The sequence below is a fragment of the Pseudalkalibacillus sp. A8 genome, assembly GCF_045920555.1.
In the GTDB taxonomy this organism is placed as follows: Bacteria; Bacillota; Bacilli; order Bacillales; family Fictibacillaceae; genus Pseudalkalibacillus.
Genome location: NZ_CP174509.1, coordinates 2199032 through 2211704, shown reverse-complemented (window position 1 = coordinate 2211704; position 12673 = coordinate 2199032). Strand labels below are relative to the sequence as shown.

At 39.7% G+C, this 12673-nt stretch carries 15 protein-coding genes; 1 reads left to right on the top strand and 14 read right to left on the bottom strand.

The genetic code is table 11. The annotated features are described in order from the left end of the window. Positions 1–8: 8 nt before the first annotated feature. The 5 genes from pgeF to spoIIGA form a co-directional block, all read right to left on the bottom strand. Positions 9–821, bottom strand: a complete 813-nt coding sequence (gene pgeF / locus ACJROX_RS11530; RefSeq protein ID WP_408010906.1) for a peptidoglycan editing factor PgeF — start codon at positions 819–821, stop codon at positions 9–11. 106 nt (positions 822–927) lie between these two features. Next, entirely contained in the window at positions 928–1215 is a 288-nt protein-coding gene (locus tag ACJROX_RS11525) for a YlmC/YmxH family sporulation protein (protein ID WP_408010905.1), read from the bottom strand. Positions 1216–1382: 167 nt separating this feature from the next. Then, entirely contained in the window at positions 1383–2165 is a 783-nt protein-coding gene (gene sigG, locus ACJROX_RS11520; RefSeq protein ID WP_225065492.1) for an RNA polymerase sporulation sigma factor SigG, read from the bottom strand. Positions 2166–2379: 214 nt separating this feature from the next. After that, a complete protein-coding gene (gene sigE, locus ACJROX_RS11515; protein ID WP_261132702.1) occupies positions 2380–3099 on the bottom strand; it encodes an RNA polymerase sporulation sigma factor SigE in 720 nt (239 codons plus the stop codon). Positions 3100–3133: 34 nt separating this feature from the next. After that, complete coding sequence (spoIIGA, locus tag ACJROX_RS11510) at positions 3134–4057, bottom strand: sigma-E processing peptidase SpoIIGA (protein WP_408010904.1); 924 nt, start codon at positions 4055–4057, stop codon at positions 3134–3136. Positions 4058–4113: 56 nt separating this feature from the next. Between spoIIGA and ACJROX_RS11505 the strand changes: the two genes are divergently transcribed. Continuing rightward, positions 4114–4236 carry a hypothetical protein gene (locus ACJROX_RS11505; protein ID WP_408010903.1) on the top strand — a complete coding sequence of 41 codons (123 nt, stop codon included), beginning with the start codon at positions 4114–4116 and terminating at the stop codon, positions 4234–4236. 179 nt (positions 4237–4415) lie between these two features. Here the strand turns inward: ACJROX_RS11505 and ACJROX_RS11500 are convergent, their stop codons facing one another. The 9 genes from ACJROX_RS11500 to ACJROX_RS11460 all read right to left on the bottom strand — a co-directional run bounded on the left by ACJROX_RS11500 (position 4416) and on the right by ACJROX_RS11460 (position 12582). Continuing rightward, positions 4416–4802 carry an ectoine synthase gene (locus ACJROX_RS11500; protein WP_408010902.1) on the bottom strand — a complete coding sequence of 129 codons (387 nt, stop codon included), beginning with the start codon at positions 4800–4802 and terminating at the stop codon, positions 4416–4418. A 29-nt stretch (positions 4803–4831) separates the two neighbouring features. Next, entirely contained in the window at positions 4832–6112 is a 1281-nt protein-coding gene (gene ectB / locus ACJROX_RS11495; RefSeq protein WP_408010901.1) for a diaminobutyrate--2-oxoglutarate transaminase, read from the bottom strand. Between the two features lie 44 nt (positions 6113–6156). After that, entirely contained in the window at positions 6157–6681 is a 525-nt protein-coding gene (gene ectA / locus ACJROX_RS11490) for a diaminobutyrate acetyltransferase (RefSeq protein ID WP_408010900.1), read from the bottom strand. Between the two features lie 608 nt (positions 6682–7289). Beyond that, entirely contained in the window at positions 7290–8456 is a 1167-nt protein-coding gene (gene ftsZ, locus ACJROX_RS11485; RefSeq protein ID WP_408010899.1) for a cell division protein FtsZ, read from the bottom strand. Between the two features lie 41 nt (positions 8457–8497). Beyond that, complete coding sequence (gene ftsA, locus ACJROX_RS11480) at positions 8498–9781, bottom strand: cell division protein FtsA (RefSeq protein ID WP_408010898.1); 1284 nt, start codon at positions 9779–9781, stop codon at positions 8498–8500. 255 nt (positions 9782–10036) lie between these two features. Further along, complete coding sequence (locus ACJROX_RS11475; RefSeq protein WP_408010897.1) at positions 10037–10396, bottom strand: small basic family protein; 360 nt, start codon at positions 10394–10396, stop codon at positions 10037–10039. 1 nt (position 10397) lies between these two features. Beyond that, entirely contained in the window at positions 10398–11099 is a 702-nt protein-coding gene (locus ACJROX_RS11470) for a DUF881 domain-containing protein (RefSeq protein WP_408010896.1), read from the bottom strand. A gap of 9 nt (positions 11100–11108) precedes the next feature. Beyond that, entirely contained in the window at positions 11109–11804 is a 696-nt protein-coding gene (locus tag ACJROX_RS11465; RefSeq protein ID WP_408010895.1) for a DUF881 domain-containing protein, read from the bottom strand. Further along, positions 11794–12582 carry a cell division protein FtsQ/DivIB gene (locus tag ACJROX_RS11460; protein WP_408010893.1) on the bottom strand — a complete coding sequence of 263 codons (789 nt, stop codon included), beginning with the start codon at positions 12580–12582 and terminating at the stop codon, positions 11794–11796. The genes ACJROX_RS11465 and ACJROX_RS11460 overlap by 11 nt, the downstream gene beginning before the upstream one ends. Between the last annotated feature and the right edge of the window lie 91 nt (positions 12583–12673).

Below are 12673 nucleotides of genomic sequence, written 5' to 3'. Positions count from 1 at the left end.
TACACCTCCTATTGATCCAACTTGATGAACCCTAACATTCTCCCAGTTGATCCCTTTTCTTTTCTATGAGAAAAAAATTCATTTACATTGCAGCTTGTACAAAGGTCCGTAATATGGATGTTTTCTTCTAAAACTCCGGATTTCAAGAGAAGCTGCTTATTCAATTGCTGTAGATTCAATTGAAATTTCGAATTTTCTGTCGAGGTATAGGGTCTATCGTACACTCTTTCGAGAGCACCATCAACTTGTGATATGACACGTTGATCCACCTCATAACAACAATGCTGGATTGATGGACCAACAACAATATGGATCGATTCAACAGGCACATTTTCCTCTTTCACCCAAGTTTCAATCATACGGGAAGCGATCCCTTTCACAGAACCTTTCCATCCTGCGTGAGCGATGCCTACGATATGGACCTCTTTTGAAAAGAAATAAATCGGTACACAGTCTGCATATGCTAGGGCAAGAACAAGGTCTCTCTCCTTCGTAAACAATCCATCTATCCCCATCATTCCCGAATCATAGGAGTTTGAACCCTTTCCCTTGTCCTTCTGTCCGACTTTCTGTATCTGATTGTCATGGACTTGGTGAGCAAAAACCCACTGGTTTAGCTGAGTACCGATTGCTTCAGCCAAGCGTTTCCTGTTTTCAATGACATTTACCTCATCATCATTCACATGCAATCCTAAATTCAAGGTACGAAATGGCTCTTGGCTCACCCCGCCATGTCTTGTAGAAAAACCTGCGGTCACCTTATCAAGTGTTTTTTCGATTCCGTAATATGTGCGGTGTTCAAGTGTAAAAGGATCAGCCACTTTTCAACCCTCCAACAATCATCATCGTGGATCTCTGTCGATAACAAGCTTAGCTCTTCCTATTTTATCACAAGTTGTTGAATTGTTGGAGAATACGTTGCTCATTTTAATTCTTTGAAGAATTATGGAATCCTTGTGGAGCCAACTCACTTCCAGATTGATCTTCAAACCTGACGAGAATGACATCTTTACCGATTTTGACGATATCCCTCCATGGGATGATGATATCATTTTCTTTTCGCATGAATCCCATCATCCTGCCTGCTCCGGGGATGACGATCGCTTCTATCTTCCCGGAATTCAGATTGATCTCAAGATCAGCAATATGGCCTAGTTTTCGTCCGTTTGATACGTTGACAACATCCTTGACTTGAAATTCGGAAATTTTTATCACAGTAATCGCCCCTGACTTTTTTAAAAGATGGTTTTAACAATGAAAAGTGTCACACCTTCTTAAAAAATAAGTACAACAATGTTTCTTTATAAAATATATGACAAGGTGATATAAAATGAACAAAAAAAAGAAGCCGACTCATTTTTATGATCGACTTCTCCAGGTATTCAACTGCTTTGGATACTTTTATTCATTTGAGTGATAGCGGCTTTTTCCAAGCGGGAAACTTGTGCTTGGGAAATCCCGATTTCATCAGCCACTTCCATCTGGGTTTTTCCTTGGAAAAACCTCATGGTCAATATCAATTTTTCCCTTTGATTCAATCGCGTCATTGCTTCTCTCAATGCAATTTCCTCAATCCACTGATAATCCTTCTGTTTATCATCACTTATCTGATCCATCACATAGATAGGTTCTCCGCCATCATTGTAGATTGGCTCAAACAATGAAACGGGATCTTGAATCGCATCAAGTGCAAAAACAACTTCTTCTTTCGTAACTCCTAGTTCACGTGCAATTTCCGTCGGGTTCGGCTCACGGGATTCCTTACTGACGATTTTATCACGTACCTGTAAGGCTTTATAAGCAATATCCCGTAACGATCGTGAAACCCGTATCGGATTATTATCACGCAAGTACCTTCGTATTTCACCAATGATCATCGGGACCGCATAGGTAGAAAACTTAACATTTTGACCTAGATCGAAATTATCGATCGATTTCATCAATCCGATGCAACCGACTTGGAATAAATCGTCGACATATTCACCTCGGTTATTAAATCGTTGGATGACACTCAGGACTAATCTCAGATTCCCATTCACAAGTTTTTCTCTTGCTGATAAATCTCCATTCTGCATTTCTTTGAATAAAACTCTCATTTCAGGGTTTTTCAACACTGGAAGCTTAGATGTATCTACACCACAAATTTCTACTTTATTTCGTGTCATATCTTCCCCTCCAATTGGGAGTTACTGTCAAACTAAAGTATCTCCTGAGGAGGAAAATTTATGCACAAGCTCCTGAATTATTGAAGATGATTTCAGGAAATTATGGGAATGATTTTGAAAGAATCCAGTCATGGAAACACTTCTCAGAGTTAATGGGAATAAAGCAAAAAAGGACATGCCGTATGAACAACACGGCAAGTCCTCTTCCGTACTTCTACATCATTTTGTTGAATTCTTTTTGAAGCCTTTTGATGATGCGCTTTTCAAGCCTAGAGATATATGATTGCGAAATACCCAATAAATCTGCAACATCCTTTTGTGTTTTCTCTTCGCCACCGGCAAGGCCGAACCTGAGCTCCATGATTTGTTTTTCCCTCGGTGATAATGTATATAGGGCTTTGACCAATAACTTCCGATCCACACTCGCTTCGATATCTCGCGTAATGATATCCTCCTCAGTTCCCAGCACATCGGATAGTAACAATTCATTACCATCCCAGTCGACATTCAATGGTTCATCAAATGATACTTCCGAACGCGTTTTGTTATTGCGTCGCAAATACATCAATATTTCATTTTCAATACATCTTGAAGCATAAGTTGCTAGTTTGATTTTTTTTTCAGGATTGAATGTGTTGACAGCTTTTATAAGACCGATTGTACCTATGCTGATCAGATCTTCGATATTGATCCCCGTGTTTTCAAATTTCCTGGCGATATAGACGACAAGACGCAAATTCCTCTCGATCAAAACTGCCCTTGCCGCTTTGTCTCCTTTAGGCAGCTTTTTCAACAATAACGCTTCTTCATCTTTCGAAAGGGGTGATGGAAGGGCTTCATTTCCGCCTATGTAATATATTTCTTCCGTTTTCACACCCAATTTGATCAAGAGTTTGTACCAGAACAACGTAAGTCGCAGTTTCAGCTTCCCCATTCATTATCCTCCCCCGGTTTTATTTAGTGGAATTCTATGATGCCGTTGAAGTTACTTTTGCATTCGATAACATCTTAGGATGAAGAATAGCGTTATACTCTCCTTCACCTGAGATATTTGTAAACGATAACCCCACAATGACATTGGACGTCTCGTACTTTACACCATTCTCCCAAACATTAAGGGAATCTGCCTTGCAACCAGTCAGAAATTGATTATTGCTTCCCACAGCCCTATAAGGAATGATACGCATGCGGTCTTGCCATGGATTCGGTTCATCCATCAATTCACCGATCGATTCAAGGTTTTCTGCTTGCCGAACTACAGCTTCAGGCACTTGGTCCGAAAAAACAGTCATATCCAAAATCATGACTGGGTTCTTTGAAATCGGATCATGCAGCTGGTTTCCACTATCTAAGAGGCCGATTCCTTTCAAGGTGATTGAGTCTATTTTCAATTCAAAATTCATAATTTGATCATAGCGAAGCTTTCGAACTTCGATTTGATCCACTCTCCGCTTTGTAAAATAAAGCATGACCGGAATCATTAAAATGACGAATAACCAACTGATCGGATCTCCCATTCCAGATGATTGTGTCTTGATAACACCGTTCATTATTTCTGCATCACTCTTTAAAAAATAATGAATCCCTAAAATTCCACCTCCTGTAATGAATGTTGAAAAATAGAACATGAATAAGCCTTGTACAAAATAACCAAAGCGCTTGTAACCGAACGTAGTAATGACGATGAAGACAGAATAAATGAATTTCAGAATCGGGTGATAGAGGATAGCTGCGTCTAGAAATAAAAACAAAACATATAAAGAGCCTAAAAATGCACCCAAGGTCAACCTTTTCTTAGAGATATTCCTTTTAAGAATCACCGCGGTCAACCACAATAATAGAAAATCGATACAGAAATTCAGAAACCAAATGACATCCAGATATATTGTCATTGGCCGCTCCTTTCCTAGTAAAACTGTGCACTTAGTATAGCGCAAGGGGGATAAAATTGTCTGTCGGTTTATGTGGGGGGCAAGCTATTAATTTTGAAAGATTTACAGAGTTTTTGTCGGTTGGATTAACGGGGATTCATGCTTTATTATCAATAGGCTTTGTTATTCTAAATGATTGATTATTGCGAAATTCAATAAGGAAAACTTGGCAAAGCCGAGCTTTAGCGAAGGTTGAGCCTTAGTTCCCATATACTAAAGAAAATATTTATACTTTCTTATAGTGAAAAATTACATTAAAATTTAACAACCAAAAAAAGAAGAGCAAACTCTTTTTTGAGTCAGCCCTTCCTTCCTATCATCAACCTTCTAAAACTGGATAAACTCCATTTTCATCATGGATTTCCTTCCCAGTGATAGGGGGATTGAATACACATACCATTCGCATATCAGTCTTCGCACGAAGCAGGTGCTCATCATTTTCATCAAGAGCATAGAGTGTATCTTTTTCAATCGGCCATACTTTATTATCTTTCAATGTAATGACCTCACCTTCTCCCTCGATGCAATAGACAGACTCTAAATGGTTTTGATACCAAATGTGTGTTTCTGTACCTGCCTTGATGACTGTGTCATGGACGGAATAGCCCATGTTATCATCCTTTAAAATCAATCTTCTGCTTACCCAGTTTCCTCCATCAATGGAATGTTCAGAATTGACTACATCTTTTAGTTTGACGACTTTCATGTTTCTGCCTCCTTGTTGATTCTCTTCTATTAATTGGTTACTGGTTCTTTCACCAGATGTTTTACACTTTCTTCTATGATTTCAAACCCTTTTTCTAAACCTTCCATATCAATATTGATCGGTGGGAAAAGTTTGAATACTTCATCTTCAGGTCCTGAAGTCTCCATAATCAATCCTCGTTTGAAGGCTTCAGCAGCTATTTCAGCAGATAGTCCTTCTTTTTTTGTTTCTACCCCGACCATCAGTCCTCTGCCGCATACTTCACCTTCCATTTCAGGGTACTTATCAGTAAGGTTGATGAGGAACTCCTGAACAACTCTTGATTTTTCTTGGATTCTTTTCTCGAATTTTTCATCCTCCCAATACTCAAGAGCCGCTACAGCTGTTACAAACGCATGATTAAATCCACGGAATGTTCCATTATGTTCACCAGGTGTCCAAATATCGAGTTCAGGACGGATCAAGGTGATGGCTAGTGGCAATCCATAACCACTTAATGATTTGGACATACAGACGATATCAGGCTTGATTCCAGCTTCTTCAAAACTGAAGAACGTACCTGTACGTCCGACTCCAGCCTGGACGTCATCTATAATCAGAAGGATATCAAATTTCTTACAAATCTCTTCAATCTTTTTCATCCATTCATAGCTGGCAGCATTGATTCCACCCTCACCTTGGACAGTTTCAAAAATCATGGCTGCTGGTGTTTCCACACCGCTGCCATTATTCTCTAAGAAGCGCTCCAAATACTCTAAGCTATCTGTACCATTGTTGACAAAACTGTCATATGGCATTGTCACTGTATTTTGTAAGGGAATCCCTGCCCCTTTTCTCTTAACAGCATTTCCTGTTACAGACAGGGAACCGATTGTCATCCCGTGGAATCCGTTTGTGAAACTGATGATATCTGTACGGCTTGTCACTTTCCTGGCTAACTTCAGAGCACTTTCTACAGTATTTGTACCAGTCGGTCCAGGGAACATCATCTTGTACTCATATCCACGTGGTTCCAAAATAGTCTCATTGAATTTTTGTATGAATTTTCTCTTTGCAACTGAAGCCATGTCAAGGGAATGGGTAATTCCATCCTCTGTAATGTAATCGATCAATGCAGATTTCATCTTTTCATCATTATGTCCGTAATTCAAGGCCCCTGCCCCTGAAAAGAAATCGATATATTCGTTACCATTTTCATCCCATAATTTATAGCCTTTGGCTTTATCAAACACTACAGGGAAACTCCTGCAATAGCTGCGAACTTCAGATTCCAATTCCTCAAAAAGTTTCAATTCTTCAACATTCTCCATCTTGAATTCCTCCTTGATTAGAATTTGGTCTAAATATTTAAATATTAGCCAGATATACGGTCGCGATTAAAAGGACCGATCCTGAAATTAAGTTCTGCTTCATGATCATCACTTGGGAATAGATCATACGGGAAGCGCTCTGATATCTCACAGTTGGTATCATGATAACGCGCAAAGCCCTTAAATAGTGATTGAGAAGCTTCATTCGAGGGGGTTACCGTAGCTTCTAAGTATTGGATACTCTGGCAGTTATCTCGTTCAATAAGTTCTGTGAGCATTTTAGAGGCGATCCCTTTACCTCTTTGATTAGGATCGACGCCCACTTGCCAGACGAATACCACCTGAGGATCTTCCGGAGGTATAAATGCTGTTACAAATCCAACAGTTTTATCTTTGATTTTTGCAATTACACAAGTTTCAGAAAAGAACTCACTCATCATGATATATTTATAAGTTGAGTTTTGATCAAGACTAGTATCATTTACTATTTTCCACATTGACTTTCCATCTTCTAAAGTCGGTTTTGTAAGTGTAACTTCTTCTATTGACTCGACTGTTTCAGTTATCATCGAATATCCTATTCTCCTTTCTGACAATTTTGAAAATCGGTCATGTGCTTATATTATAAGTACCAGGTATAATCATCAAACCATTTTAATAGCCATAAACAACTGTCAGTACCACTGACTACCGCTGAGTTAAGTTGAGGTGTACTATATAAAGTTATCCTGTTAATTGGTAGAGATTTCACATTGATTTATGAAAACCTTACGGGAAACAATAGAGTTGTTAAAAATTAAGGCTTTGTTAAATGGTAAAGTTGATTTTTGCAGGACATTTTCTAAAGCGAAATTCGCGACACTCCTGCGGGAAAAGCGAGCCAGGCGAGACCCCACAGCGATTTAAGGATCTTCGAGTATAATAATGAACTTCGACTAAATACCACCACGTCTGTGGTGAACGTCGAAGCCAGCATAAGGAAAGCTTCTAAGAATTCTCATCGCAGACACGAAAATGATTTCATTTTTGTGTTGAGATCCATGTACAAGTGAGCGAGGAGGCTTGCGGATCGCCCGCGGAAAAGAAGTGAATTTCGCGAAAACAAACAATTAAGTATAACAGAGCTAAAATAAAAAAGCTGTCTCCATATTTAGAGACAGCTTCATTAATAATCGATTTATCGGCGACGGTTCCGGTTTCTGAGGAACGCTGGAATATCCAACGTGTCATTGAAATCCGTTTGTGGATTTGTGCTTGAAGTACGTTGTCCTTCTTGTTGTCTAGTAGGTTGAGCCTCTTCCCGATTGTTCTTTTGCGGAGACGGCTGACTTGGTTGTTGATTATTCATCGATTGTTTCGGTCGTTGCGGCTGTGACTTTGCTTGAGGCTGTGAGTCATCAAAGCCAGTCGCGATTACTGTTACGAGGATTTCATCTTTCAAGTCTTCATTGATGACAGAACCGAAGATCATATTTACATCCTCGTCCGAAGCAGAAGATACAATATCTGCAGCTTCGTTCACTTCATAAAGGCTTAAGTTCGATCCACCTGTGATGTTCATGAGGACACCTTTAGCTCCATCAATAGATGTTTCTAATAATGGACTAGAGATCGCTTTTTTCGCTGCATCTGTCGCACGATTTTCACCAGCTGCAACACCAATCCCCATCAGTGCAGAACCTTTGGATGTCATGATTGTCTTCACATCAGCGAAGTCGAGATTGATCAATCCTGGAACCGCAATCAAGTCGGAAATACCTTGTACACCTTGTCGAAGTACATTATCTGCTTCTCTGAATGCTTCCAGCATCGGTGTGTTTTTATCTACAATTTCCAACAAACGGTCGTTAGGGATAACAATCAATGTATCTACTTTTTCTTTAAATGTTTCTATACCGCCTACTGCTTGAGTTGAACGCTTCCGTCCTTCGAAAGTGAAAGGTCGTGTTACTACGCCTACGGTCAATGCTCCGATTTCCTTTGCGATTTCAGCAATAACAGGTGCAGCACCAGTTCCAGTTCCTCCACCCATTCCTGCAGTGACGAACACCATGTCGGCACCCTGTAGGACTTCTTCAATCTGTTCCTTGCTTTCTTCAGCAGCTTTCTTACCTATATCAGGATTAGCACCTGCACCTAGACCTCTCGTCAATTTTGCACCAATCTGCATTTTCTTTTCTGCTCTAGAGAGATTCAAAGCTTGTGCATCCGTGTTTACTGCAATGAACTCCACACCCTGAACGTTATTTTCGATCATTCGGTTGACAGCGTTACTTCCACCACCGCCTACACCGATTACTTTAATTTTTGCGAGTCCATCCATATTCATATCAAACTCTAGCATTTGCGATCCTCCTAATTTACTGATTTTCTGATCTCGACGAATTATTCAAAGAAGGTTCCAAACCATTCCTTCATCTTATTTTTAACACCGGGCCTATCTTTCTCTACCCGTTGTTCGGTATTCCTACGCTTTTTCGTTGGTTGTTCTTCAACGATATTTTCCTCTGAAATTGAAGCCGCAACTTCTTTCCCCTGGATTTTCACATTCTTGAATGTAAACTGGATCAGACCGACACCTGTAGTATATTGCGCTTCACGAACACCAATATAATCAGGCATCGAAATACGTACATTCTGATCGAGCACCTCTCTTGCCAGTTCCAGGATGCCTGGCATCGCTACCACTCCACCAGTCAATACAAAACCGCCTGGCAATTCATTATATCCATTACGATGGAGCTCCTCCATGATAAGGCCGAAGATCTCTTCCATTCGTGGTTCAATGATATGAGCGAGTTCATATTGGGAGAATTGCTGTTCATTAGATGAACCGATTCGTGCTACTTCAAATGATTCTTCATCAGAAGCATGATCAATAAAAGCATGTCCATGTTTCACCTTAACACGTTCTGCATCTTCTGTCGTTGTCCGAAGACCAATTGATATATCTTTAGTAACAAAGTCTCCCCCGATTGGCAGTACTTTCGTGAACTGAATCGAACCCTGATCAAAGACTGTAAGAGTAGTTGAACCCGCCCCCATGTCAACGAGAGCCACTCCAAGGTTACGCTCATCCTTGTTCAAGGCTACTGTTCCAGCTGCCAATGGTTGAAGGCAAATATCTGCAATATCCAGACCAGCACGTTCAACACAGCGGAGAACATTATGTAGTATCGTTTTCGATCCTGTTATTAAAATACCTTCCATTTCTAATCTAACGCCGATCATCCCTCTTGGATCATTGATTTCTCCTAGTCCATCTACCACAAATTCTCTTGGAATGACATCAATGATTTCCCGTTCAGGAGGTATGGACATTACTTGTGCTGCATCTATGACTCTTGTAATATCTTCATCACGTATTTCACGGTCTTCACTTGATACTGCAACAACCCCATGGCATGGCTGAAGCTGCACATGGTTTCCAGTAATTCCGACGATAACCGAATTGATCTGGACTCCTACCATCCTTTCGGCTTGTTCAACAGCTTTTTTTATCGAACGAACAGTTTCATCAATATCAACTATAGAACCTTTTTTGATTCCTTCTGATTTCGCATTCCCTACACCAATGACATTAAAGGACTCATCAGACATTTCTCCAATGATTACTTTAATATTGGATGTACCGATGTCTAAGCTAATCATAACTTCGCTGCTGTTCATTCTTTGGCACCTCCTTTGAAATATCGACTCTTGCTTGATTGTTTTTTTTAGGTTATTTCATTTCATTCGATAAATAAAATGGGATTTCACTCTAAATGGAAAGGAAACTCTACAATTGTGTATAGTAGTTCCCCCCTTAAGATTTCAGGATCATTCGGTGTGAAAAAAGAACGAAAATACCTGATAAAATCCGTATTTAAGGAATGTATTCAACATCAAGCAAGCATTCCCTTTATTTTTTAAAAGTTTTTTGAGTTAATTTCTCTCTGCCTGTTGATTTCTAGAGCTTTTCGTGAGAAGCAGACGACGGATAACCGCTATGTTGTTGAAAAGTCTGACTCCAAAAGCAAAAATCGCAGCTAAATACAAGTCTACACCAAGATGGACACCTAGAAAAGCCAAACCTGCTGCAAGGAGAATATTAAAGAAAAAACCTGAGACAAAAACTCTGTCATCGAAGGTTTTTTGCAATTGGGCACGTATTCCTCCAAACAAGGTGTCCAATGCTGCCAATACGGCAATAGACAGGTAGCTCGTATATTCTGGGGGAACCCTCAAATCCGACATGAACCCAAGAAGAAGACCGATCAATAAACCTAAAACAGGCAGCCACATTTTACGTCTCCCCCTTCTCTTCCATAAATTTAACGCGAATTTGTTGACTGTATGGCGGTAAAGAAACTTGATCAACTAGTTTAGAAGATAAGAGAAGATTTTCACGAGCGAAATCGTCACCTGATTGAGAAGTCAGCATTTCTTTGTGTAATTTATCAGCATCTCTAGAAAGAACTTTAACTTTGAATGGTAAAGGAGAGATTGGCTTATCATTTATGTATGTCTTACCATTGACTTGCCGAATCGGTGTTGTACTGATGATCCGGTCACCATCAATTACAATTTCTTCTGCCCCATAACTATTAAGTTCATTGATCAATCGTCTTAATAATTCAGGATGGATAGAAATTGCAGGTTTCCCGACTAAATCTTTATCATTTAATAAGGGTTCGATAGTAAGTTCGATTCCATGTCCGCTAACCTCTGTTAATCCCGCATCTTTTTTCAGATCTGCAAGTGTTTCTTCTAAAGTTTCCAATTGTCCGCCTGTACCTGATTTGGAGTATTCATCAATCAATTGTTCATACTTATATATTTCAGCATATAATTCTTGCTGGGTCTTTTTTTGGCTCTCTAGGTCATTCCTAAGTTCCCAAATATCTCTTGTATCCCGTACCATGGGTTCTTCGTTAGTATGAAACTGCACTGCAAGCATAAAACCGACAATCATTGTCATGATAAAGAATTTAAAGCGTCTCTTCATGGCTGTTTGTCATCCTTCCTTGGCGATAAAAGGAGGTATTTCGATCGAAGATTCTTTTTGGATACGGACTTGCACGCCATCATTAACCAATTGGTCTGTGATATTGCCCGTCAAATTCAATGAATTCGAAAAGATATCCGAATCACCTATAGCGGTGATGACAAATGGAGCTGGATGTTTAACTCCATCCACACTTACAACCGGGCCAACACAATCGATATGTGTGGTATGTGAGATTCGTTGCCCATTGATAGCCACAGCCTCAGCTCCTGTTACATACAGCTCATGGATGACCATCCTGATATGCTCCTCATGGACGATGTAATCATTTGGATTCTCCGCATCAGGTATGTATGAACTGTCTTCAAGTGATACAGATATGCCTTGTCCTTCTACCGATACTTGTCCTACCACTTTCCTTAGCTTTTTGATTTCCTCGACAAAGTTGAATGACCTTTTTTCTTTATCGGCAATCTCTTCTTCCATTTTACTTACTTTCTTCTGGGCTGCTTCAAGCTCTCCCTGTAATTTACGGTTTTCTCTTTGAATGGAAAGAATACTAGAACGCAATTGGTCTTCCCGTTTCCATTGATCATTGGTAGGTTGCATTCTTTCTTCTTTCGTATATTGATAGGAAAAGGCAATCATGAATCCGGTGACGAGCAAGATCAATGAGTAGATTGCATACTTTCCTCTAACCTTCATTCTCTGTTTGTTCCTCTCCTTCTTCCTCCTCAGTTTCAAAAGCTTCGAATCTCGGTGATTCTGACATATAAATCACACCATCCGTATTTCCATCGAGCTTGTCCACGATAGAAGGGTAGTATTGCATATATTCTGCAAAACTTTGGATTCTCGATTGAACCTCATAGCCGTCATTCATATACAACGTTATATGCTGTAAGTCCTTTTCAAGGGGAGTATGATGAATTTCTGAAATTCTCAACCTTACACTTTCCGAAAGCTTCGTTAGCTCTTCAGCCATTGCTTTTATCAGATTTTCATCTTCCCACTTCACTAAGATCGGGGCATTTGATGGAACAGTATCTTCAGAAACCTGCGGGAGAGATTCTCCATTTTGGAGCAACGGCAAGTATTTACCGTCATTTTCTAAAAAAGCGACCTTATCGTACTCTGTAACAGTAATGATTACTTTATTTGGGAAAACTTTCTCCACTTCCACCGATTCCACTTGCACAATTTTTCGAACCTGAGATTCAACATTTTTAGGATTCACCGACCAATAACTCGTATCTGTTGAAAAATCAAGCTGTGATAATATTGTATCTTCTGGTATCAATTGATTCCCTTTAATATCAATCGTCCTTACATTGCTTAATGGAGACTGGAAGTAGACAATGATAAGTATAAGTAAGAAGAAAAAAGAAATATAGAAGATCATCCTACGATTCGCTTTTTGCTTCCGTTGTTGTTTTAGTTTCGGTATACGGTCTACTATTGTTGTAACCTTTTCATTGTTCATAAAGGCTTCCCCCATCTGACGAGGACTTAGAAAGAGTGAAGGGGATGACCCATATGTGTCTGGACGGTTAATCGACCAACATTTGGAGTCA